The following is a 22044-nucleotide window of genomic DNA, read 5'->3' on the forward strand; positions in this document are numbered from 1 at the left end:
TACGTTATGAAAACCGACAATTACACGAAAGCCGTGCTTACCGTTATTGCTGTGGCACTCTTGGGACTGTTATTTAAAGACAGTGCGATCATCACACCTGCCCACGCCGGGAATGAGCTTCCACCCAGTATTTCAACCGAATATGCCTTGGTCCCTATTTCAGAAAACAATACGATGGACGTTCGGATTGTTGATATCAACACCTACGACGAGATGAATGTCAACGTGAAAAGTATTAGCTCCTACGATGAGGTCAAAGTGAACGTGACCAGCATCGATACTAGCGACGAGCTCGATGTCAATTTAGATGAGATCGGCGGTGGCTGGGTGTCTAACGGAGGGCCTATCAAGGTGAAGATCGATTAACGATTTTTATAGGGCCTTATAATTAACCGTGCCGCGCGATCGTAGTTGATGTAGTTGTAGGTCCAATTGAAAAAAGTGACCACGCGATTTCTGAAACCGACCAAGAACCAGAGGTGCACGAACATCCATAACAACCATGCGAAGGCCCCTCCAAAACGCATCTTTTTAAAATCAACCACCGCCCTGTTCCGGCCAATGGTCGCCATGGTCCCTTTATCGAAGTAGGTAAATGGTTCCATCTCCTGTTGTTTTAAATGTTTCTGAAGGTTATTTGCCAGGTGTTTTCCTTGTTGCAGGGCGGGTTGCGCTACTTGTGGGTGCCCCTTCGGAAAAGCCTCGGTCTCCATCAGAGCGATATCACCAAGAGCAAAAATGTCTTCCAACCCTTCAATGCGATTGTATCGGTCTACCTTATAGCGATTTTGTTTTTCAACTAAATGAGCCGCAGCAATTCCTGCCACGGGTGCTCCCGTCACCCCCGCGGCCCAAATAAAGGTAGCTGTCTCGAATGTGGTACCATCTTTTGTGGTGACCGTGGTACCATCATAATCATTCACCATGGTATTTAAATGAATATGAACGCCCATATTCTCCAGGAACTGTTGCGCTTTTTTGGAAGACGTATCGCTCATGGGCCCCAACACCTTATCGCCACCTTCCAGCAAGTGTATTTCCATTTCCTCTTCTTCCAGTTCGGGATAGTCATTCTCCAAGATCCCTTTTCGGAACTCAGACAGCGCACCGGCGAGCTCTACGCCTGTAGGCCCCGCCCCGGCGATGACAAAATTGAGAAGTCGCTTCCGTTTTTGTGCATCATCAGATTGATCGGCTTCTTCAATATTTTGCAGCATCAAACTCCGAATATTCAAGGCTTGAGGAACCGTTTTCATAGCCATACTGTTCTTCTCGATGGCCTCGTTTCCGAAGTAATTTGTACGCGTCCCTGTGGCAATTACCAAATAGTCGAACGATAAATTTCCGATGGAGGTATGCACCTCTTTGGAAGCCACTTCAATATGTTCGACGGTTGCCAGGCGAAAATGGAAATCATCGTGTTTTCTGAAAATTTTCCGAAGCGGATAGGCAATAGAGTCGGGTTCCAGTCCGGCAGTAGAAACTTGATACAGAAGCGGTTGAAAGGTGTGGTAATTATGTTTGTCGAAAAGTACGATCTGAACGGGCGCTTTGATCATTTTTTTGATAAAAGCAATCCCGGCAAAACCACCACCGATAACAATAATTCGGGGTAATTCTGAAGAGGGAATATTCATAGTTGGACGCTTGTACCTTAAAAGTACAACAACTGTGAGGCTTCCCATAAAAAAGGTGTTATTTTTAAGAAATATGTAACAAAAGAGTATCGTTGATTACTAATGGTACAAGCTAACGAACAACCATTGACTGAAGAACTTGAACATCGTTTTGTCGCCCAGTTAGAGGAAAATCAGAACATTGTCCATAAGATTTGTCGGCTATATACGCACGACAAAGAATCGCACAATGATCTTTTTCAAGAGATTACTATACAGCTGTGGCGAGCATACCCAAAATTTAGAGGGGATTCGAAGTTCAGTACGTGGATGTATCGAGTTGCATTGAACACCGCGATTACACTCTATCGAAAAAACAAACGGAGAGTAAAAACGCAGGATTATGAAGGAGTCAGTTTTAAAATTCAGTCAGATCCATACGATGATACGATTGAAGAACAATTGAAACTAATGTATCAAGCGGTAAAAACCCTGAATGATATCGATAAGGCCTTGGTCTTTTTGTATCTAGAAGACAAGAATTATCGGGAAATTTCGCAAACGTTAGGAATCACAGAAGTGAACGCCCGTGTGAAAATGAACCGAATTAAAGAGAAACTACGTAAAATATTAAATCCGTAACTCGTATGGATGAGTTGGAAGTATTAAAAGAGCAATGGCAGCGCCGGGAGCAGGATTTTCCTAAATTTTCTGCGAAAGAGATATATCCCATGTTGTTGAAAAAGTCCTCCTCCATGGTGAAGTGGATTTTTTACATCAGTATTGGTGAGCTGGTCCTTTGGACCGCCCTGTCCTTTCTAGTCCCCGAATCAACCAAAGAGGTCAATGAAGAAATGGGACTCAAAACAGCCTTGCTCATAGCGAGCATCGCCATGTATGTGATCACCCTGGTGTTCATTTATTTATTCTACAAGAATTATCAATCCATTCAAGTGACCGATACCATCAAGGGACTCATGCGCAATATTTTGAAGACCCGAAAAACGGTGCGTTACTTTGTGTACTATCAAATTGGTGCCGCCATTTTATTGCTGATCTGTACCAATTTGGTGTACTATTCGAAACGCGAGTTGCTGTATGAGGTCTTCGCTAAGTACAATGGAGGCTACGCCAGCGTTCCTGCGGAAAGTTTTACGACTGTATTTTTTACAGCGCAGCTGATTGTTGGAGGATTGATGATCGTTTTCTTAATAATCTTTTATCGCTTGGTCTACGGAATTTTACTGCGACGCCTCAAGCGAAACTACAAAGAGCTAAAAAAGATCGAGGTTTAGTAGCGCCACTGACGTGTTTTGTTTAGCGCTTCTTCTTTCTCCAACTCTTCCTGCGGAATCACCTTGAGAAACGATGGATGTTGCTCGATAGCGTATTCAATTTTTTCTACGATCGAATCGATAGATTCATTTTCGTAATCAATATCAAGCGGTTCTTTGATCTCCATGCTTTGAAGAATACCCTTCTTTCGGACCCGAATTCCTTTTTTGTCGAACGATCTTCGGAAGCCGTCAATAACAATGGGTACAACGATAGGTTTGTTTTCTTTGATGATGAAGGCGGTGCCCCGACGAATAGGTTTCCAGGGTTTGGTAGTACCCTGCGGAAAAGTAATAACCCACCCATCGTCGAGTGCCTTGCTGATATTGCTTACATCACTCATTTTCACCTGTCGATTCACCTCTTTCCCTTGTGCGCGCCAGGTTCGTTCAATACTCACCGAACCGGCATAGGCTAAAATCTTAGGAAGCAATCCAGACTGCATGGTTTCTTTAGCTGCGACAAAATACAGGTTCAGCTTGGGATTCCATAAATAACCAATATTCTTGATGCTATCTACGCGACCACTCAGGCTCGCATTAAACACATGGAACATGGCCACCACATCAGCAAAATAAGTTTGATGGTTGGATACAAACAATACGTTGGTGTCGGGAAGGTTTTTGATGATCTCACTTCCGTCAATTTGCAACTGATTGAAGCCTTTAAAACGACGATGGGTTAATGCGCCCATGATACGAATAAGCCATTTTTTTAAGAAAAGTATGTGTCCGAACGGATTTTTTTTGAAAAGCCCCATGTCTGCGTATTCTAGACTGCATCTATTTCAGGAATTGCAGCCTGCAAAGATACAAAATTACGGTCCATTAGTCTAATTGATGTAGCAAGCTACGTACCTCATTGAGCATCATTGCGGTAGCGCCCCAAACAACGTGTCCGCCCAAAAGAAAGGCCGGAACCTGAATGTTGGTTGCATAGGATGTGGTGATTTGTTGTTCGATGAGTACTTCGGGATCCAGAAACTCTCGCACCGGCACCTCAATAAGGGCTTCAACCTCCTCCTCTTGCGCGATAAATTGAGGGCGTTTTCGGGTGATCCCTAAATAAGGCTGCACCACATAATGGCTCGGCGGAATGTAGATATCGGTGAGGGCGGTAACCACCTCGACTGACGCTATGGGAACCCCCACCTCCTCTTCGGTTTCTCTAAGTGCCGTATCCTCTAAAGAGGTATCTTCTGGTTCTACCTTGCCCCCGGGAAAACCTACTTGGTTAGAATGCACCCCCTTATAGGTCTTTCTCAAAATAAGAATCATGTGGGTTTCCTCTTTGGCACCGGGATAAAAGAGCACCATGACGGCCGCCTTCTTCGCTGTCTTCTGACGTTCGGCCTCACGTTTTAAGGCAATGACACGCTCGATAGGAGCCATTTCCACGTGTGCCGCTTCTCCCGGCAAACGCATCTGCGCAACTTTTACGATCTTTGCAGAAAATGCTTCAAATGTCATATCTAAAAAACCTCATTCGTTTTCTACTGGTATTCGTTGTTCTTTCCGCTTGCGGAGAACAAAAACAAAAAGAAGAGGCGTCTACCACTTCTTCCAGTATCAAAGATACGATAGTTTCGAAAGAGGACAAACCAGTAAACAAAGCCGAAAAAAGCGTTGATACTACCACTCAATTTCCGGAGCTTACCAATGACAATGTTATTGAGTTTTTGACACAATACGGAGCGAAAAACCCCGAAACTAAGGTTCGGGTCACCGCCTTTAATGGCGAATTCAAAGATAGCTTGGATATCGAACTGTACGACGACACTCCGCTGCACCGCGCTAATTTTATCTACCTCACCAAACAGGGCTACTTCAATGAAACTTTTTTTCATCGAATCGTTCCCAATTTTATCATTCAAGGAGGAAATAGCGACAACGTTTCGACACCTAAGAAACGCGGCAGGATAGGTGATTATCTGCTGCCCGCTGAGTTAGACAACAATCGGGTGCATCGCTACGGAACGGTAAGTGGCGCGAAAGAATATCGGGAAAACCCGGGCAAACAAACCGCACCCTACGAGTTCTTTATCTTTCTCGGACCGCAGAGTGCTACCGGCCACTTAAACGGGAATTACACCATTTTTGGACGGGTGACACGAAATATGGAGTTGGTGGAGAAGATCGCTAACCTACCGCATGATGATGGCGATTGGCCCTTGCGGAATGTTTACATTACCGCCAAAGTAATGGAGTGATTTTTACGATTTTACAATGCTTCTTAACGCATATCCAGTTTTTGCCCACGGATATTGATTGACTATTGTTTCCAATACATGATCTATAGAAATTAAGGTTTCAACGTGCTACAAAGCGTGGCATTTAATAAACCTTAACACATTTAGATCATGAAAAAATTAGTATTATTCTCACTACTGTTTGCTACCGGGATTACGGTACAGGCACAACAATTTACCAACCTCTTCACTCCCACTGGAACCGGATATTCCATAGACTACAACACCTCTTATAATACCGGTTATGAGATCATTTCTGAAAATGCAAGCGGAGATGAAATATTGGCGTTTCGTCATTTCAACAATGGTCCCAGCAGAGGCAGTGTTATCATGGCGTTTAACAGCAACTATTTAGGAATTGGCACAATTGATCCACAACAGAAGCTTCACGTAAACGGAAACAGCTACTTTTCCGGTAAAATTGGTATTGGCACCTCAACCCCTTCTACCTTATTGGATATTCGCAATAACGATAATCCATCTACAAAAATTTATAACACCAGTAATGGAAGCTGGTTAGACCTGGGAATTTCTAATTGCAATGGTTGCTTTTCGAACCTATCGACCGATGGAGATGTTGTGCTAAGAGCCTACGCCAATGGAGACGACCTTGTGATTACGAATCAGAGTGATGGAGAAATTATCTTCGGAAATGGCTATTCAGGGAGTGAAGCGAAGCGAATGGTATTAAACACCAATGGTGATTTCGGAATTGGAACCACTTCACCACAGGAACGCCTTCATGTGAATGGTAATATTCTTTGGGGTACCAATAGCACCGCGAAACTAACCGGTGATCAAGGAGGAAGTATCAAACTTGGAGGAGCCAGTTCTTCGGCAACTCCTTATTTAGACTTTAACAATGCCTCCAGTTCTTCTTACGACGCAAGACTAGTATTAACGGGTGATAATAAACTTGCACTCCAAGGAGCCAGCCTTGGTATTGGAACGAACAATCCTGACGAGAAATTAACCGTAAAAGGGAAGATTCATGCCGAAGAGGTTAGAATTGATCTCAGTGTGCCTGCAGATTATGTTTTTCAATCATATTATACAGGAGCTTCCGACCTAAAATCAGATTACGCGATGCCTACCCTAGAGGAAGTGGAAGCCTTCGCGAAAAAGAATCACCACCTACCCAATATTCCTTCCGCGGCTAGCATACAAGAAAACGGACTATCAGTAGGAGAAATGACAAATCTTCTACTTGAGAAAATAGAGGAACTTACCCTGTATACGATCGAGCAGGAGAAACGGATCAACCGTTTGGAGAAAGAATTAAGAACGCAACGATAATTTGCTGCTTAAATCTGATTCCGATGAATTACAAAACAAGAATTATTACAACTGTGGTGCTATTTGCATCCTTTTGTTTGACATATGCACAACAAAGTGTCTTAAACTCTTTAGTTGAGCAAGAACGAGCTCGTGGAAAAGACTTTATATCTATTCCAGACCTGTTTATCCCAACGAGTGGTAAATCAGAAAATGACGCTTTTTATGCGGAAAGCGATGTCACCTATCTTTCAGCAACTATTAATTTAGATGCGTTTTCCAGCCGAACGGTTAGTGTGACAATACCTTCAAACACCTATGGAACACTTACACTCGACCTTGTTGAAGCACCTGATACGTTTTATGAATTCACGGTGAGAACGAGCTCTGGTAACTCTTATGAAGTAGATCGTTCTACCATGCGGCATTACAGAGGAATTGTAAGAGGCAGGCCAGGAAGTGTTGTTGCTCTTAGTGTTTTCGAGGATGACGTGATGGGATTGATATCCGTTCCTAGTATAGGTAACCTGAATCTTGGAAAGGTAGAAGGGGAGGCCAATCTTTACACGCTCTATAATGATGGAAACTTAAAAGGTGAATTGCAGAACTTTTGTGAGACTATACATGAAGAAGAAACTAAGGAGTACACCCGGGAACAATTGTTTGAATCTCAGCGGCAGCGTTCCTTAGACAATTGTGTGCGAATGTATTTTGAAACTGAATACGACATGTATCAACAATTGGGTGGTGTATCTCAGGTTCAAAATTACGTTACGGGAATTTTCAACGAAGTAGCCACCTTGTATTTGAATGAGTCTATAAATACCATTATTTCAGAAATATTCGTTTGGACGAGTCCTGACCCATATACCGGGTCTAATACAGGGACGTTATTAAGTCAGTTCCAGAGTAATACTTCCTCCCTTAATGGAGATTTGGGACAACTCTTAACTTTCCGAAGCGTTGGGGGTGGTAGAGCTGCGGGATTTGACGGTATTTGCAACACCAATGTTAACGCTAGCTTAGCCGTGTCTGGAATTTATTCCTATTATAGCACCGTGCCCACCTATAGTTGGACTATCATGGTAGTTACGCATGAGTTTGGACACTTGTTTGGATCAAGGCATACCCATGCCTGTGTTTGGAATGGTAACAATACTGCCATTGATGGATGTGCAGGATCTACGGAAGGGAGTTGTTCGCTTCCTGGAATACCGTCGAATGGAGGAACTATTATGAGTTACTGTCATCTTACTTCAGCGGGAATCAATCTGTCATTAGGATTTGGACCCCAGCCTGGTAACGTGATACGAAATGAAGTAATTAATGGGAACTGTCTAACCGAGTGTAATACCTGTCCAACCGATTTAACTATTACAGCAAATGTATTTGCAGGGCAAACGGACACACAAAGTGCTTCAAATAATATTTTTGCTACGAACAAGGTGTATAATAGTGCCACCGCCTCCTATGACGCTGGTAGTACCTTATACCTTAAACCAGGCTTTCGAGCCTTTTCTGGGAGTAATTTTCACGGATATATTGAAGGATGTGAAGAGGGCTTTGTAGATGGTGACGGCAATCAATTGTCACATGAGTTAGTGAATTCAATCAAAGATCAGAAGGATCTAGTGAACCTCTTCCTATATCCCAATCCAACACGCGGTTCATTTATCATCCAAAGTAAGGTACCTATTAGTTATTGGAAGATTATGAATCAATTTGGAAATATTCAACAAAGAGCCACTATGAATGGCCATGATCAAACGAGTGCCGAAGTAGACCTCAGTCAATTCCCCACAGGCGTCTATTTTGTTACCGTTACCCTCGCCAATGGCGAGATAATTAACAAAACACTTATCAAAGAATAATTCGATAGTTAGTTAGTTGATATGTAGTTTTCAAAAGAGTGGTGTACGCCACTCTTTTTTTATGAATTGTCACGATACACCGAGGGCAATGACACATTAAAGGTAACCGCCAAGAGTCGGACGGTTATCACCATCGATCCCGAAAGGATGACCACCCAATTTACCGACAAAGGGGTCTGTAAGAGCAAGAAATAGGTAAGTCCGCCTACAATACACGCCGTTGCATAGATTTCCTTTCGGAAGATAATAGGAATCTCATTACACAGAATATCACGAATGACGCCTCCAAAACAAGCCGACAAGGTTCCTAGCGCGATACAAATGATGGGAGGAAAGCCGGCGGCGATCCCCTTTTCTACTCCCAATACGGTGTAGAGTCCGATGCCAATAGTATCAAACAGAAACAACGAGCGCCGTACATAGCTCAATTTTCTTCGGAAGATGACCGCAAGTATCGATGCAATTATAATCAAATAAAGATACGTCAGGTTTCGCATCCAGGCGATGTTCGCGTCTATTAACACATCTCGCAAGGTTCCCCCTCCTACGGCAGTGACAAAGGCAATAATTAAAATTCCGAAGGCATCCAGGCGTTTCTTCATGGCCGTGAGCACACCCGAAACAGCAAATGAAATGGTTCCCAGAATATCGATGACCAAAAATAAATCCATAGATTACATATTTTGTGTGTAGTAGTTGTAATCTTTGATGACCTTATCTACAAATTCGATGGGGCGTTCTTCAAAGGTAACTTCCATAAGTTTCGATATCCTTTCGGAAAGTCTTAGAATGACGTTGTGGTTTCCGTTGTATTTCGCCTCCTGAAAGACATTCTTAATGGTGTCCATTTCGTGATCCCTAAAAATGGTGACTTGTGGATATTTAGGCGCGTAGTCTTCGGGGATATCCATTAATATAGTTTGTGAAAAGGATACGGTTTTCTTTTCGCTGATCACCGTGGTCGTCGCGGCAATATCGCCCAATCGCTGTCCCTTTCCGTTCAGCAAAATAGTAACCAAGGCAAGCGCTCCGCTGGTTAGGGAAATATCAATCATTCGAAGGAGCCAGCGCAGTAAGAAATTGGAAAAGGCCGGCTTGGAGCCGTCTAACATCACCACGCGAAGTTTAAAGACTGCCTTTCCAGGGCTTCTTCCATCCCAGAACATCTCAAATAATAAATGATATAGGAATATGGGCAAGCCAACTGCCAGAATAAATACCCAAAAGATGTCGTCTCCAAAAGAGATGGTGCTAAACGAAACCGAAATGATAATAATATAAATCGCTAAAATAATCGAATCGATGAGATACGCTAAAATGCGATCGCCTACTCCCGCAACGTTTTGCATGATGTTGACATTTTGGGCGGTTTCTATTTGAAAATTATCCATGAATACTGTTTCTTTGAAAAAAAAGGCGATTCGATGCGTGAAGCGGCATTTGCGAAACAAAATAAAGACAAATGGTTAAAATTTGAAAATGTTCTTCGGAATAATGTCGCCATGGATCCCGATGAGCTTAGTGCCCTGTATATTGAAGTAACCGATCACTTGAGCTACGCGCGAACGTTTTATCCTAAAAGCAATACCTTACGCTATCTCAACGGACTCTCCATACTGGCGCATCAAAAAATTTACAAAACCAAACGCGAGTCGCGAAAACGGTTCATCACTTTTTACACTCAGGAATTCCCACTCTTCTTTGCGCAATATCACAAGCAATTGCTGATTACCTTTTTAGTCTTTTTACTTTTTACTGTTGTGGGTGCTTATTCCAGTGCTACCGATGGTGACTTTGTAAGACTTATTCTTGGTGACGGCTATGTGAATATGACGCTAGATAATATTGAACGAGGCGATCCTATGGCGGTCTACAAAGACATGAATGAAATGAATATGTTTTTGGGAATCACCATTAACAACATTCGAGTAGCCCTCACGGCCTTTGCATACGGACTCTTATTAAGCTTAGGTACCCTGTATATTATCATGCGAAATGCCATCATGCTGGGAAGCTTCCAATACTTCTTCTATGACCAAGGATTACTGTGGGAATCGGCACGCACCATTTGGATTCATGGCACCATCGAGATCTCTGTGATCATTATCGCCGGAACAGCCGGGCTCGTGCTTGGAAACAGCATCCTTTTTCCGAAAACCTATACCCGCCTACAGTCTTTTGTACGAGGTGCAAAAGACGGATTGAAAATCTTACTGAGCACCGTTCCGTTTTTTATTATCGCAGGCTTTTTAGAAGGTTTTGTCACACGCCATACCGAAATGCACGATGCCCTGGCCATTTTTATCATTGGAGCCTCACTGAGCCTCATCGTTTTTTATTATATCCTGTACCCCATTTACTTAAAAAGAAATCATGCAAGAAGCCATACGCTTTAAGAAGCAACGCGACCTCGGCGCCATTTTAACCGATACCTTTAAATTCATTCGTCTGGAGTGGAGATCACTTTTTTCCTTGATCCTCCGTCTCGCAGGACCTGCCCTTCTATTAGTAGTGCTCGCTTATATTTTTTACATGCAATCTACTTTGGGGAGCATCGGAGTATTAGACCCGTATAATTCGGGTACCCTTGGCGTTACCGTATTATTGGCCTTAGGCACCCTTGTGATCGCCGCCATTATTTATTACGCCTTACTCTATGGAACCATTTTGCACTATATAAAATCGTATATCGAAAACGATGGGATAGTCGATATTCCCGTGGTGAAAGCACGGGTTCGTCAAAGTTTTTGGAGCCTTATTGGGTTGAATTTGCTTATTGGCCTTATTGTGGGGGTCGGACTCGTTTTTTGTTTCATTCCCGGAATATACCTGGGTACCGTTTTGGCCAGTGGATTCGCCGTGCTCATTTTTGAACGAAGAGATGTGACCGATACCATCAGTTATTGTTTCGACCTTATCAAAAACGAATGGTGGATGACTTTCGCAACCTTCCTTGTACTAGGAATTTTGTACTATATCATTGCGATTATCTTTCAGGTACCGCAGTATATCTATTTCTTCATTAAAGGTTTTGCCATGGCCGAAGAGTTTTCAGGAAGCGATCCATCGTCTATGTTCGATTGGGTGTATATGTCACTCAGCACAGTAGGTATGATCGCCAATTACTTATTGCAAAGTATTTTAATCATCGGTACGGTCTTCGTGTACTTCAACCTAAACGAGAAAAAGCATTTCTCCGGAACCATGGAAACCATCGATCAATTAGGGCAAGATACTACCAACCATCATGCGTAGACTGCTTTGGCGATACCTACTAATAGTGTTTGTTTGTACCGGGCTGCATGCGCAAGATAGTACTGCGACAGCGCCTGTTACACCGCCGGTTGTTCAACGGGATGCCACGCCAGGGATAGCACCGCTCACCTTCGATGACGACCTTGTGGAAAACCTTCAGAATGATTCTGACTATCAATACATCGAAGTTCGTGTAGAAGACAATTGGTGGACACGCTTTAAGCGATGGCTGGGTCGCTGGTGGAGTCAGTTTTGGCGTTGGGTACTGGGAGGCGAGGTAAGTGGTTTTTGGGCCTCCTTCATTAGAGTATTGCCCTATCTAATCATTGCCGGTATCGTGGTTTTTGTGATCTGGTTGTTTTACAAACTAAACCCCGGGGCGAAGATTCTTGCCGCTAAAGAAGAACCGCAAGTTTATTTTTCCGAAGAAGAAGAGATCATACGCTCCAAAGACATCAAAAATTTAATTGTGCAAGCGATTGCACGTGCCGATTATCGAGGTGCTGTGCGGTATTACTATCTCTATATTCTGAAAGAACTATCAGAGCGAGAACTCATTACCTACGAATTTGATAAAACCAACTCCGATTACCTTCAGGAACTTGTCGCAGATCGTTTGAAAGAAGGGTTTCAGAAAGTGACCAATCTCTACGATTACATTTGGTACGGAAACTTTACCGTAACGGAAACAGAGTATCGAAAAGCGGCATCGGCCTTCGTTCAACTTGAAAACAACATTACCTCCCATCATGAGTAAGTTGCAAAAAATAGTGCTTTTCGGTATGATGGGGGCCATCGCAATACTGGTGTACCTGGAGGCCAACCAGCCTAAGCCGCTAAATTGGTACCCCAGTTATCATCAGCAAGACAAAATTCCGCTAGGTTCCAAAGTTGCCTTCAAATTGATGAAAAACAAGCTCGGGGATCGATTGCGAGTGATGGAACGCCCCCCATACGAAGTTCTTACACAAGACAGCGTGTTTGGCACCTACTTCTTTTTAAATGATTATATATTGTTTGACGAAGCCGAATTAAACCTCCTTCTCGATTGGACCGCTAAGGGAAATACGGTGTTTATGGCAACTACAAGTTATTCTGAAGGCATGCTGGACACCTTACAACTGAAACTCAATTCGGCTGTACTTGTCGATCGAATGGACACCCAACCGCTATTAAATTTAGTACATCCGAAGCTTACAAACCCTACTCCCTATCACCTCGATCAGGATCGCGCCATTCGCTATTTCGAATCGATTGATACGCTTTCACAGACCGTACTCGGACTGGTGGATGTGTATAACGACACCTTACAAATAACAAATGACTATATTAATTTCTTAAAAATTCCGATTGAGAAGGGGGTGCTCTATCTGCATAATCAACCGGAGGTTTTTTCAAACTACTTCATGGTACAGGGAAACAATCATGAATACACCGAAAAAGTGTTAGCATACCTCCCCTCAGAAAAGCCGATCTATTGGGATGCCTACTACAAATCGGGTAAGCGTATTCAGTTATCACCCCTTTATTTGCTACTCGATAACCGTAATTTAAAATGGGCTTACTATACGGTACTTATCGGACTGCTGCTTTTTGTACTTTTTGAAGGGAAGCGGAAACAGCGCAGCATCCCCATTCAACCCAAGCTTACCAACAAAACGTATGAATATACCCGTACCATTGCTGGCATGTATCTCGATAAGAAAGAATACCGGGCGGTAGTAGACAAGCAGATCGCTCTTTTTTATGAGTATATTAGAATCCATCTGCGCGTTCCTACCGAGCATAAAAATAGTCGCTTTGTGGAAGCCGTGGCCGCACGAAGCAATAACACCGTTGAAGACACCAACACCTTGTTGGAACACTTGAGCCGTCTTCAGCAAAAACCAGACATTGTTAAAGAAGATGTCATGACATTACATCAACACATTACCGAATTTAAATCGAAAATCGATGGAACATCCTGAAGAACACAACGACTCCTTAGCGTTTAATAGCCGAATTCCGCTGGAAGATCTCAAAAGAGAGGCCGAACAGATCAAACAAGAGCTACAAAAAGTAATTATTGGACAAGAGACGTTCATAGAGCTACTCATTGTAAGTCTGTTGGCCGGAGGGCACGTTCTTATTGAAGGCGTACCAGGAATCGCCAAGACGATTACCGCTAAGCTTTTTGCCAAAACCCTGAAAACCGATTTCAGTAGAATTCAATTTACGCCCGATCTCATGCCGAGCGATGTGCTGGGAACTTCGGTCCTTAATATGAAGACGTCTGAGTTTGAATTCAAACACGGCCCCATTTTCTCAAATGTAGTGCTTATTGATGAGATCAATCGGGCGCCTGCCAAAACACAGGCAGCCTTGTTTGAAGTGATGGAAGAACGCCAAATTACAATGGACGGTACGCAGTATCAAATGGAGTCCCCCTTTATGGTATTGGCAACGCAAAACCCCGTAGAGCAAGAAGGTACTTACGCCCTTCCGGAAGCGCAATTAGATCGTTTTCTCTTTAAAATCAAAGTAAGTTACCCCTCTCTGGAGCAAGAAGTGACCATTCTTAAAACACATCATGACCGAAAGTTAGCCGTACCCCAAGATGCTATTGCTTCGGTTTTAACACCCGAATCGCTACATACTTACCGAAAGTTGGTTCAAGAAATTCAACTGGAAGAAAAGATATTCTCCTACATCGCGCAACTGGTGGATAAAACCCGAAATCACCCACACCTCTATCTGGGGGGCTCTCCAAGAGCCTCCCTGGCCATCATGAACGCTTCCAAAGCCTACGCGGCCATGCAGGGCAGAGATTTTGTAACACCCGAAGACGTCAAAAAAATGATGACCCCTGTCTTGCGCCACCGCATCATTTTGTCGCCAGAACGGGAAATGGAAGGTATGACTCCAGAAACCGTCATCGATATGATCGCACAATCTATTGAAATTCCCCGCTAGTGATTAAGCTTCTCAAATCCATATATCTGGGGCCTCGCTTCTTCTATTTGTTAGCGGCGATCGCTGTGCTCTTCCTGCTCTCCTTTTGGGGGTCAGCCTTGTACAGCATTACCTGGGTATTGGTGCTTTGTTTAGGATTTGCCTTATTGATCGAGTTCAGCATGCTCTATCAAGGAAAAGGGTTGGAAGGAGACCGACGCTTATCCGAAAAGTTCTCCAACAGTGATGCGAACGATGTGGTCATACAACTTCACAATGGGTATGCGTTTCCTATAGTCGTAGTAATTGTCGATGAGTTGCCGGTACAATTTCAGAAACGCGACTTCTATCGCTCCCTCTCCATAGGTTCCAAACAAAAAAATGATCTCGTCTATCAAGTTCGTCCCGTTGATCGCGGGGAATATCGCTTCGGAAAACTGAACTGTTATGTGAGCACACCGCTGAAGCTAATACGCCGGCGCTACAGTTTTAATAATGAGCAATTGGTCAAGGTTTATCCCTCGTTTATTCAGATGCGGCAATTCGATTTTCTGGCGATAGACAATCGATTGACGCAATTCGGCCTCAAAAAAATAAGACGTATTGGGCATACCATGGAATTCGAGCAGATTAAAGAATATGTGCGGGGAGATGATGTGAGAACTGTTAATTGGAAGGCCACGGCAAAAAATGGTCGTCTTATGGTTAATCAATATCAAGACGAAAAAATGCAGCCCATCTACTCCATTATCGATACGAGTCGGGTGATGAAAATGCCTTTTAAAGAATTAAAACTAGTAGATTACGCCATCAATAGTGCGCTGGCCTTTAGCAATGTTGCCCTGAAGAAAGGCGATAAGGTGGGGCTTATTGATTTTTCAAACACGGTAGGAAGCTTTCTCAAAGCGCAAGCCAAGAAGACCTATCTCAATACCATTTTGGAGACCTTATACAATATTGACACGCGGTTTCTGGATAGTGATTTCGGACTCCTACGCAGTCTCATTAAACGAAAGGTCACGCAACGGAGTCTGTTGTTATTGTACACCAATTTCGAACACATTTCAGCCTTACATCGGCAGCTTCCGTACCTACAGGCAATTGCAAAAAAACATGTTTTGGTGGTAATCTTCTTTGAGAATACAGAATTGCGATCGCTTAGCGAGACGCCAGCCACCCAACTTTCCGAAGTCGTTGACCAAACCATTGCACGCCAATTTGAACATGACAAGAAGGTCATGGTTCGGGAATTGCAACAACGGGGTATACAGACGGTTCTTACCGCGCCCGAAGATCTTACAGTAAACACCATCAACAAGTATCTGGAGATCAAGGCGAGGGGCATTCTGTGATCCATTACAATTCAGTCGGTAGATCTTACAACTGAGTCAGATATATTCGTGAGATCCTTCGCGCTTTGGCATCTTTGCTTCAGAAACTTAAAACAACAGATCATGAAAACAATTATCGCCACACTTTGCCTCACCATTACCTCCCTTTTTATTCAAGCACAAACCGGAACGGATATCACAGTAACAGTTCCTGTAACCAGCGACAAAGGAAATATCGTCATTGGTTTGTATGACGAAGCTACTTTTATGAAAGCACCTCCTATAAAGGGGTTAGAAGCTGAAATAGTAGATGGGCAAGCCACTGCTACTTTCACAAATGTGCCTGCAGGTACGTATGCCATCAGCCTATTTCAGGACAAAAATCTCAACAAGCGCATGGACTTTGAGCCTACCGGAATGCCTGCCGAACCCTATGGCGTTTCCAACAACGTAATGAGTATGGGACCTCCGCAATGGAGCGACGCCAAGTTTGAGGTGGGTTCTGAAAAATTGACCTTAGAAATCCGCATGTAGACGATTTTCCGTCGGAAAATGAAAAATGTTCGACAGCTGTCGGACATTTTTTATTATAAGTGCTTGCAATGACGACTTACCCTAGCATAGATTTTATAGATATATTGTATCTTTACGTGATAAAAGAAACTAGGGATGACCATCACACAATTGAAATATGTTCTGGCCGTAGCCGAATACCAAAACTTTACACGAGCGGCAGAGAAGACCTTTGTCACGCAGCCCACCCTGAGCATGCAAATTCAGAAACTAGAAGACGAGTTGGATATTCAAATTTTCGATCGCAGCAAAAAGCCTATAGAATTAACCTCTATTGGCGCTAAGATAGTAAACCAGGCGCGGTTGATTGTGAACGAAGCCGAACGCATGCAGGATGTGGTCGATCAGGAGAAAGGATTTATTGGCGGAGAATTTAAGTTAGGCATCATCCCAACGGTCATGCCAACGCTGCTGCCCATGTTTCTAAAGAACTTCGCTAATAAGTATCCAAAAGTTCAATTAAAAATTGAAGAACTCACCACCGATGAGATTATTGCAAAATTGGTGGAAGGCCATTTAGACGCCGCCATTGCGGCGACACCGTTATATCAGGAAAAAATTAAAAAACGGGTGTTGTATTACGAGCCTTTTGTAGGGTACATTCCACCGAGTCATCGCTTGGCCAAGCGAAGCAATATCACTTCGGAAGATTTAGAAATAAATGACATCCTATTGTTAGAAGATGGCCACTGCTTCCGTGATGGTGTCGTCAATTTATGTAAGTCATCCCAGTTGAATACTTCGGAAACCTTTCAATTGGAAAGCGGCAGTTTTGAAACCTTGATCAAGTTGAGTAACGAGGGATTGGGAATGACCCTACTCCCCTATTTGCACACCTTAGATCTTTCCGAAGTGCTGCAACAGAACCTACGACATTTCGAAGATCCGAAACCCGCAAGAGAAGTAAGTGTTATCTATAGCACTAGTGAGCTAAAGATGCAAATTATTACAGCGTTATATGAGGTAATTGCTGGGGTGGTGCGAGGAGCCATCGCGTTTCAGGATGTAGAAATAATCAGTCCTAAAAAATAAAAAACCCTCGAAAATCGAGGGTTTCTATTTAAGGTTTTAAAAGAATTAAACATTGATTGAGTTGAGGGTTCTGTTTTACAAGAGCATCTACCCAAATTTTTAATTCCTCAATTTCATAAGGAAGTAAACGCGTCATCGCCTTCTTCAACTCTTTACAGAACAAATTAACATCAAAACTAACTTTCTTTAGCACAGCTTTCGTGTAGTCAAACATTGCTCTAGCCATCGTTAATAGTGAATTAAATAGGTTACGTAATTGTAGGATATAGGCAGAAATCTTTTTTGTTAGTGGATTAAATATAAGAAAAAAAATTGAGTCACCGATTGTTGTTAATAACTCTTTAGAAACGATTATCCCCGTCCAGTAAATCTCCTATACCTCCCAGTATACTGCCTTCGCCTTTGTCTTTACCTCCGCCTCTGGGAGCAGCTGCCCATACGCGTTTCGCTAACCTGCTGAAGGGCAGTGATTGAATGTATACTGTACCAGGGCCGGTGAGGGTGGCAAAGAACAACCCTTCGCCACCGAAGAGTGTATTTTTAATGCCTCCTACAAATTCAATATCGTAGTCGACTGTATGGTCAAAACCTACAATACATCCGGTATCGACCTTCAGTTTTTCTCCTGGTGCCAATCGCTTGACGGCCGTGTTCCCTCCAGAATGAACAAAGGCCATTCCATCTCCTTCCAACTTTTGCATGATAAACCCTTCTCCGCCGAACAATCCGCGTCCTAATTTCTTCGAAAATTCAATGCCGATAGAAACCCCTTTGGCCGCACAAAGAAAGGCGTCCTTCTGACAAATAAACTTGTTTCCCATCATCGAGAGGTCTAACGGCATCACCTTTCCAGGATAGGGTGCTGCAAAAGACACCTCACGCTTCAGGTTCGTAACATTGTAGAATGCCGTCATAAAAAGGCTTTCGCCTGTTAGTAGCCGTTTTCCCGCACCAAATACTTTTCCCATGAAACCTTTGTCTTTTTCAGAACCATCTCCAAAAATAGTTTCCATCTTGATTCCGTTATCCATCATCATAAAACTGCCGGCTTCGGCGATCACCCCTTCATTAGGATCGAGTTCTATAGAAACATATTGCATTTCCTCGCCTACTATTTGAAAATCTATTTCGTGTGCGTTGCGCATTTTTTTTGATTTTTTGAGTTCTCCTATAGGTAGCGAAATGAGTAAAACGTTACACTCATATCTTAGTTTTCACCTTAACTGTCCACTCGAATGCAAATTGTGAAACCAGGGCACCATCCGAATCAATTCCTTCAGCATGCATCCAACAGGTTTGGCCCTCGCCTGTTGAAATAGCAGCATCTATAGCTTTCTGAATTTTTTCTCCTTCGGAACAGGTGAAGGTAATGCGACCTTTCGCCTTTTTAGAAAACGTAGCCTTGTTCGTTGCTACTAACATGGAAATGGGCCGTTCACTATTGCGAATACATTGCATTACTAACGCCCCGGTACTCAATTCGGCCGCCATTCCCTGAACGGCCCAAAACATCGATTTAAACGGGTTTTGATTGATCCAGCGCAGGCGTACGGAAGTAGTACATTCTTTTTTTGTTAACGATTTGGCACGAACCCCACAAAAATAAGCTGCGGGTAATTTGACCATCAAAAATGTATTGATAGCACGCGTGGATAAGGACATAAGCTGTGTTTTGACCTCGAAGATATTGAAACTTTCTTAGCTTTCAAATGTTAATATTATGTTAATATATGGTACTATGCGTAACATAATACCTGTCTTTAGACATATATTTGCATAAGAAAACAATCAATCATGGAAGAACATCCTTCAAAAAACGACAAGAACGTAGCGGCCTTGATGCACATCTCGACCTTTTTAAAATACTTCTTTCCGTTTGGAAATTTTATCGCTCCGCTTATTCTGTGGACCATTCACAAAGACAAACCCTTTGTACACGAACACGGGCGTCAAGCCATCAATTTTCAACTGAGTATTTTGTTATACACCGTCGCTATCGGATTGCTGTGCCTTCCCTTCTTTGTATTTTTTGCGGTAGATTTTGTTTCTCTGGTGGAAACACTAGAGCATCATGTACATCGAGTGGGCTATATGGATGTGAGAAATCTTTCAGGATATTTTATTCTCTTCGGAATTGTGGCCCTCTTACTCTTCGGAATTTTTGTTTTTGAATTGTACGCGGTGGTTTCAGCTACCGTGCAAGCCAACCGAGGAGGACGCTATCAGTATCCTCTAAGTATCTCCTTTATCAATTCGGCACCAACCGTTCAGAAAAAAACCTCATCATCATGAACACGCTAATCAATATGCTTTTGGCGCTCGTTATGAGCATGCTTACCGGAACTTCGGCAGATTCATCACCTACCGATAAAGAAGTTCTTCAAGCAACCCATTGTCAGCACTATCAGGAGTCATTCATCAATCAAAAAATTATCAATCATGAACAGCCCGCTGTTTTAAAGTAAAAAGAACCTTATGAAAATCGAAAACACAAAAGCACAAATGCGTAAGGGGGTTCTGGAATTCTGTATCCTGTCCATTCTTAAAAATGGAGAGGCCTACACCAGTGATATTTTGGACACTCTCAAAGACGCCAAAATGCTCGTAGTGGAGGGAACTATTTACCCCCTACTCACTCGTCTGAAAAATGCCGGCTTATTAGCCTATCGATGGGAAGAGTCGACTAGCGGACCCCCGCGCAAATATTATGAGCTCACAGAGACCGGAGCTTTATTTTTAACCGAATTGAATACTACCTGGAGCGACTTGCAACAGGCAGTGAACAGAGTAACCAGCGAAAAAAAGTAACCATGAATAAAACAGTAAACATAAATTTGGCCGGCACCTTCTTTCATATTGATGAAGATGCCTATGGAAAGCTATCTCGCTATTTGGACGCCATCCGTAAATCGCTTAGCGATCCGCATGGAAGCGACGAGATTATGCGCGACATAGAAGCTCGTATTGCCGAGCTGTTCAGTGAAAAACTGGAGAGCAGCACGCAAGTGGTTACCTTAAAAGAATTAGACGAGGTGATCGCCGTAATGGGACAGCCCGAAGATTATCAGGTGGACGAAGAGATCTTTGACGATACGCCTCCACAAGCAAAACGCACGCAGTATAGCAGTAATAAAAAACTATACCGCGACATAGACGATAAATTTATCTCTGGGGTATCCTCTGGATTAGGACACTACCTGGGCATCGACGCCCTGTGGATTCGTCTATTATGGATTGTTTTGGTGCTCGCCGGATTTGGATCGCCAATTCTTGTGTACATTCTCCTTTGGATCTTAGTTCCTGCTGCGGAAACTACCTCAGAAAAATTACACATGACGGGAGAAGCCGTCAATATTTCGAATATCGAAAAAAAGTTCAAGGAAGGATATGAAAATGTCGCCGATAGGGTAAAAAACGTCGACTATGACAAATACGGGAAAAAAGTGAAGCGCGGAGCCTCCGGGTTTTTCGAAACGCTCGGTAGTATTCTTCTGGTGATCTTAAAGATATTTGTCAAAATTATTGGAGTCTTTCTCATCATTGTTTCCCTTTCGACCCTCATCGGGTTAGTGGTAGGCATGTTTACCTTAGGATCTGCCGGGTTCTGGGGCATGGGAGAACTGGGAGCTTACATTTCCCTTGTAGATACAACCAATATCCCCATATGGTTGGTAGCGGTATTGTTATTCTTCGCTATCGGAATCCCATTCTTTGTAGTCTTTATTCTTGGCTTAAAGCTGTTAATCACCAATATAAAATCGATTGGCACCCCAGCAAAGATTGTGCTACTACTGGTCTGGGTTCTTTCCCTTATCGGACTGGGCATATTAGGTGTTCGTCAGGCTACTGAAACCGCCTTCGACGGAGAGTTTGTAGCCGAAGAAACCTTGCCGATACGCAGTGGAGACACCCTGAATATCACGATGCGCGCTAATGACACCTACGAATATCGTGTCTATAGAAGCGGTGGTCTGGAAATAAAAAGAGATGATAATGGCGAGAAGATCATCTATTCAAATGATGTGCGTTTGATCGTTCGCAGTACTTCCGATAGTACGGCTAAGGTCGTAATTGAAAAGCGTGCCGAAGGAAGCGATTATGCCGCCGCTAGAAGTAGCGCCGAAGCAATCGATTATACCTACGACTATCAAAAAGGTTCCTTATCTCTGGATGGTTATTTCACTACCGATTTCGCCAATAAATATCGCGATCAGGAGGTGACCGTTATCGTGTATCTTCCAGAAGGAGCGATACTTTACGCCGACGAGAATACGTATAGTTTCCACCGAAACGATTCGTACTATCGAGACATCTTAGATAACGGAATGGAAGAAAAGTACCTGCTGGTACAAGATGAAGATTTGGTATGCCCTGATTGTCCCGTTTCACAGGAAAATGACTGGGAACGCGATTTTAATGACGACGATGGTACCCCTTCAGGATCGTACTATCAAGATGAAAATGGTAATTGGCAACGCCGTAATAACACCAACGATGTAGAGGATACCGAATCAGTAGAGCCTGCCTTAGATACCATTACCCAAGTGATAGACAGTACCGAAATTAACTCCTAACGA

The 22044-nt window shown here is 43.2% G+C and carries 26 protein-coding genes; 18 read left to right on the plus strand and 8 right to left on the minus strand.

Translation table 11 applies throughout. The annotated features are described in order from the left end of the window. The first annotated feature begins 6 nt into the window (after nucleotides 1–6). Nucleotides 7–366: a hypothetical protein gene (locus PO830_RS01770; protein WP_272851815.1), complete on the plus strand. Its 360-nt coding sequence runs from the start codon at nucleotides 7–9 to the stop codon at nucleotides 364–366. On the opposite strand, the gene PO830_RS01775 is transcribed toward PO830_RS01770, so the two are convergent. Continuing rightward, entirely contained in the window at nucleotides 363–1637 is a 1275-nt protein-coding gene (locus tag PO830_RS01775; RefSeq protein ID WP_272851816.1) for an NAD(P)/FAD-dependent oxidoreductase, read from the minus strand. The genes PO830_RS01770 and PO830_RS01775 overlap by 4 nt on opposite strands. A 126-nt stretch (nucleotides 1638–1763) precedes the next feature. Between PO830_RS01775 and PO830_RS01780 the strand changes: the two genes are divergently transcribed. After that, complete coding sequence (locus PO830_RS01780) at nucleotides 1764–2258, plus strand: RNA polymerase sigma factor (RefSeq protein WP_272851817.1); 495 nt, start codon at nucleotides 1764–1766, stop codon at nucleotides 2256–2258. Nucleotides 2259–2263: 5 nt separating this feature from the next. After that, on the plus strand, nucleotides 2264–2911 hold the full coding sequence (locus tag PO830_RS01785) for a hypothetical protein (RefSeq protein ID WP_272851818.1): 648 nt from the start codon (nucleotides 2264–2266) through the stop codon (nucleotides 2909–2911). On the opposite strand, the gene PO830_RS01790 is transcribed toward PO830_RS01785, so the two are convergent. Together PO830_RS01790 and PO830_RS01795 are read right to left on the minus strand one after the other, a co-directional pair. Continuing rightward, entirely contained in the window at nucleotides 2908–3711 is an 804-nt protein-coding gene (locus PO830_RS01790; RefSeq protein WP_272851819.1) for a lysophospholipid acyltransferase family protein, read from the minus strand. The two genes, PO830_RS01785 and PO830_RS01790, sit on opposite strands and share 4 nt — an antisense overlap. Before the next feature lie 67 nt (nucleotides 3712–3778). Continuing rightward, nucleotides 3779–4420, minus strand: coding sequence for an NUDIX hydrolase (locus PO830_RS01795; RefSeq protein ID WP_272851820.1), 642 nt, complete (start codon nucleotides 4418–4420; stop codon nucleotides 3779–3781). Here PO830_RS01795 and PO830_RS01800 point away from each other — a divergent pair. The 3 genes from PO830_RS01800 (at nucleotide 4414) to PO830_RS01810 (ending at nucleotide 8345) form a co-directional block, all read left to right on the plus strand. Continuing rightward, nucleotides 4414–5160 carry a peptidylprolyl isomerase gene (locus tag PO830_RS01800; protein WP_272851821.1) on the plus strand — a complete coding sequence of 249 codons (747 nt, stop codon included), beginning with the start codon at nucleotides 4414–4416 and terminating at the stop codon, nucleotides 5158–5160. The genes PO830_RS01795 and PO830_RS01800 overlap by 7 nt on opposite strands. Before the next feature lie 150 nt (nucleotides 5161–5310). Then, on the plus strand, nucleotides 5311–6495 hold the full coding sequence (locus PO830_RS01805) for a hypothetical protein (RefSeq protein WP_272851822.1): 1185 nt from the start codon (nucleotides 5311–5313) through the stop codon (nucleotides 6493–6495). A gap of 23 nt (nucleotides 6496–6518) precedes the next feature. Continuing rightward, the gene (locus PO830_RS01810) at nucleotides 6519–8345 is read left to right on the plus strand and encodes a M12 family metallo-peptidase (RefSeq protein WP_272851823.1); all 1827 of its coding nucleotides are present in this window, start codon (nucleotides 6519–6521) and stop codon (nucleotides 8343–8345) included. Nucleotides 8346–8404: 59 nt separating this feature from the next. Here the strand turns inward: PO830_RS01810 and PO830_RS01815 are convergent, their stop codons facing one another. Further along, on the minus strand, nucleotides 8405–9016 hold the full coding sequence (locus PO830_RS01815; protein ID WP_272851824.1) for a trimeric intracellular cation channel family protein: 612 nt from the start codon (nucleotides 9014–9016) through the stop codon (nucleotides 8405–8407). A gap of 3 nt (nucleotides 9017–9019) precedes the next feature. Further along, entirely contained in the window at nucleotides 9020–9736 is a 717-nt protein-coding gene (locus tag PO830_RS01820; RefSeq protein WP_272851825.1) for an RDD family protein, read from the minus strand. 33 nt (nucleotides 9737–9769) lie between these two features. On the opposite strand from PO830_RS01820, the gene PO830_RS01825 reads away from it, so the two are divergent. From PO830_RS01825 to PO830_RS01860, 8 genes are all read left to right on the plus strand, one after another. After that, entirely contained in the window at nucleotides 9770–10741 is a 972-nt protein-coding gene (locus PO830_RS01825) for a stage II sporulation protein M (RefSeq protein WP_272851826.1), read from the plus strand. Continuing rightward, entirely contained in the window at nucleotides 10719–11600 is an 882-nt protein-coding gene (locus tag PO830_RS01830; protein WP_272851827.1) for a hypothetical protein, read from the plus strand. Before PO830_RS01825 ends, PO830_RS01830 begins: the two co-directional genes overlap by 23 nt. Beyond that, nucleotides 11593–12357 (plus strand): DUF4129 domain-containing protein, encoded by a 765-nt coding sequence (locus PO830_RS01835; RefSeq protein WP_272851828.1) that lies wholly within the window; start codon nucleotides 11593–11595, stop codon nucleotides 12355–12357. The genes PO830_RS01830 and PO830_RS01835 overlap by 8 nt, the downstream gene beginning before the upstream one ends. Continuing rightward, a complete protein-coding gene (locus PO830_RS01840) occupies nucleotides 12350–13567 on the plus strand; it encodes a DUF4350 domain-containing protein (RefSeq protein ID WP_272851829.1) in 1218 nt (405 codons plus the stop codon). Before PO830_RS01835 ends, PO830_RS01840 begins: the two co-directional genes overlap by 8 nt. Further along, nucleotides 13554–14552: an AAA family ATPase gene (locus PO830_RS01845; protein WP_272851830.1), complete on the plus strand. Its 999-nt coding sequence runs from the start codon at nucleotides 13554–13556 to the stop codon at nucleotides 14550–14552. Before PO830_RS01840 ends, PO830_RS01845 begins: the two co-directional genes overlap by 14 nt. 2 nt (nucleotides 14553–14554) lie before the next feature. Beyond that, nucleotides 14555–15883: a DUF58 domain-containing protein gene (locus tag PO830_RS01850; RefSeq protein WP_442870043.1), complete on the plus strand. Its 1329-nt coding sequence runs from the start codon at nucleotides 14555–14557 to the stop codon at nucleotides 15881–15883. Nucleotides 15884–15985: 102 nt separating this feature from the next. After that, a complete protein-coding gene (locus tag PO830_RS01855; protein ID WP_272851832.1) occupies nucleotides 15986–16396 on the plus strand; it encodes a DUF2141 domain-containing protein in 411 nt (136 codons plus the stop codon). Between the two features lie 135 nt (nucleotides 16397–16531). Beyond that, a complete protein-coding gene (locus PO830_RS01860; RefSeq protein ID WP_272851833.1) occupies nucleotides 16532–17467 on the plus strand; it encodes a hydrogen peroxide-inducible genes activator in 936 nt (311 codons plus the stop codon). Nucleotides 17468–17495: 28 nt separating this feature from the next. Here the strand turns inward: PO830_RS01860 and PO830_RS01865 are convergent, their stop codons facing one another. From PO830_RS01865 to PO830_RS01875, 3 genes are all read right to left on the minus strand, one after another. Continuing rightward, the gene (locus PO830_RS01865) at nucleotides 17496–17693 is read right to left on the minus strand and encodes a hypothetical protein (RefSeq protein ID WP_272851834.1); all 198 of its coding nucleotides are present in this window, start codon (nucleotides 17691–17693) and stop codon (nucleotides 17496–17498) included. A 115-nt stretch (nucleotides 17694–17808) separates the two neighbouring features. Continuing rightward, nucleotides 17809–18612, minus strand: coding sequence for a TIGR00266 family protein (locus PO830_RS01870; RefSeq protein ID WP_272851835.1), 804 nt, complete (start codon nucleotides 18610–18612; stop codon nucleotides 17809–17811). 55 nt (nucleotides 18613–18667) lie between these two features. After that, nucleotides 18668–19129, minus strand: coding sequence for a DUF4442 domain-containing protein (locus tag PO830_RS01875; RefSeq protein ID WP_272851836.1), 462 nt, complete (start codon nucleotides 19127–19129; stop codon nucleotides 18668–18670). A 132-nt stretch (nucleotides 19130–19261) separates the two neighbouring features. On the opposite strand from PO830_RS01875, the gene PO830_RS01880 reads away from it, so the two are divergent. The 4 genes from PO830_RS01880 to PO830_RS01895 are packed head-to-tail and all read left to right on the plus strand — an operon-like array spanning nucleotide 19262 to nucleotide 22041. After that, entirely contained in the window at nucleotides 19262–19759 is a 498-nt protein-coding gene (locus PO830_RS01880) for a DUF4870 domain-containing protein (protein ID WP_272851837.1), read from the plus strand. Beyond that, a complete protein-coding gene (locus PO830_RS01885; protein WP_272851838.1) occupies nucleotides 19756–19932 on the plus strand; it encodes a hypothetical protein in 177 nt (58 codons plus the stop codon). Before PO830_RS01880 ends, PO830_RS01885 begins: the two co-directional genes overlap by 4 nt. 10 nt (nucleotides 19933–19942) lie before the next feature. Beyond that, the gene (locus tag PO830_RS01890; protein WP_272851839.1) at nucleotides 19943–20275 is read left to right on the plus strand and encodes a PadR family transcriptional regulator; all 333 of its coding nucleotides are present in this window, start codon (nucleotides 19943–19945) and stop codon (nucleotides 20273–20275) included. A 2-nt stretch (nucleotides 20276–20277) separates the two neighbouring features. Continuing rightward, on the plus strand, nucleotides 20278–22041 hold the full coding sequence (locus tag PO830_RS01895; RefSeq protein ID WP_272851840.1) for a PspC domain-containing protein: 1764 nt from the start codon (nucleotides 20278–20280) through the stop codon (nucleotides 22039–22041). Nucleotides 22042–22044: the final 3 nt, after the last annotated feature.

The sequence above is a fragment of the Altibacter sp. HG106 genome, assembly GCF_028561755.1.
Classification (GTDB): Bacteria; Bacteroidota; Bacteroidia; order Flavobacteriales; family Flavobacteriaceae; genus DFVG01.

Bases quoted from the DNA above. Each gene is read 5' to 3' on its own strand.
- PO830_RS01795 (WP_272851820.1), bottom strand. From the start codon at position 4,420: ATGACATTTGAAGCATTTTCTGCAAAGATCGTAAAAGTTGCGCAGATG.
- PO830_RS01880 (WP_272851837.1), top strand. From the start codon at position 19,262: ATGGAAGAACATCCTTCAAAAAACGACAAGAACGTAGCGGCCTTGATG.
- PO830_RS01885 (WP_272851838.1), top strand. From the start codon at position 19,756: ATGAACACGCTAATCAATATGCTTTTGGCGCTCGTTATGAGCATGCTT.
- PO830_RS01830 (WP_272851827.1), top strand. From the start codon at position 10,719: ATGCAAGAAGCCATACGCTTTAAGAAGCAACGCGACCTCGGCGCCATT.
- PO830_RS01785 (WP_272851818.1), top strand. From the start codon at position 2,264: ATGGATGAGTTGGAAGTATTAAAAGAGCAATGGCAGCGCCGGGAGCAG.
- PO830_RS01865 (WP_272851834.1), bottom strand. From the start codon at position 17,693: ATGGCTAGAGCAATGTTTGACTACACGAAAGCTGTGCTAAAGAAAGTT.
- PO830_RS01840 (WP_272851829.1), top strand. From the start codon at position 12,350: ATGAGTAAGTTGCAAAAAATAGTGCTTTTCGGTATGATGGGGGCCATC.
- PO830_RS01815 (WP_272851824.1), bottom strand. From the start codon at position 9,016: ATGGATTTATTTTTGGTCATCGATATTCTGGGAACCATTTCATTTGCT.
- PO830_RS01800 (WP_272851821.1), top strand. From the start codon at position 4,414: ATGTCATATCTAAAAAACCTCATTCGTTTTCTACTGGTATTCGTTGTT.
- PO830_RS01805 (WP_272851822.1), top strand. From the start codon at position 5,311: ATGAAAAAATTAGTATTATTCTCACTACTGTTTGCTACCGGGATTACG.
- PO830_RS01810 (WP_272851823.1), top strand. From the start codon at position 6,519: ATGAATTACAAAACAAGAATTATTACAACTGTGGTGCTATTTGCATCC.
- PO830_RS01820 (WP_272851825.1), bottom strand. From the start codon at position 9,736: ATGGATAATTTTCAAATAGAAACCGCCCAAAATGTCAACATCATGCAA.
- PO830_RS01855 (WP_272851832.1), top strand. From the start codon at position 15,986: ATGAAAACAATTATCGCCACACTTTGCCTCACCATTACCTCCCTTTTT.
- PO830_RS01790 (WP_272851819.1), bottom strand. From the start codon at position 3,711: ATGGGGCTTTTCAAAAAAAATCCGTTCGGACACATACTTTTCTTAAAA.
- PO830_RS01770 (WP_272851815.1), top strand. From the start codon at position 7: ATGAAAACCGACAATTACACGAAAGCCGTGCTTACCGTTATTGCTGTG.
- PO830_RS01895 (WP_272851840.1), top strand. From the start codon at position 20,278: ATGAATAAAACAGTAAACATAAATTTGGCCGGCACCTTCTTTCATATT.
- PO830_RS01825 (WP_272851826.1), top strand. From the start codon at position 9,770: ATGCGTGAAGCGGCATTTGCGAAACAAAATAAAGACAAATGGTTAAAA.
- PO830_RS01835 (WP_272851828.1), top strand. From the start codon at position 11,593: ATGCGTAGACTGCTTTGGCGATACCTACTAATAGTGTTTGTTTGTACC.
- PO830_RS01860 (WP_272851833.1), top strand. From the start codon at position 16,532: ATGACCATCACACAATTGAAATATGTTCTGGCCGTAGCCGAATACCAA.
- PO830_RS01845 (WP_272851830.1), top strand. From the start codon at position 13,554: ATGGAACATCCTGAAGAACACAACGACTCCTTAGCGTTTAATAGCCGA.
- PO830_RS01890 (WP_272851839.1), top strand. From the start codon at position 19,943: ATGAAAATCGAAAACACAAAAGCACAAATGCGTAAGGGGGTTCTGGAA.
- PO830_RS01870 (WP_272851835.1), bottom strand. From the start codon at position 18,612: ATGCGCAACGCACACGAAATAGATTTTCAAATAGTAGGCGAGGAAATG.
- PO830_RS01775 (WP_272851816.1), bottom strand. From the start codon at position 1,637: ATGAATATTCCCTCTTCAGAATTACCCCGAATTATTGTTATCGGTGGT.
- PO830_RS01875 (WP_272851836.1), bottom strand. From the start codon at position 19,129: ATGTCCTTATCCACGCGTGCTATCAATACATTTTTGATGGTCAAATTA.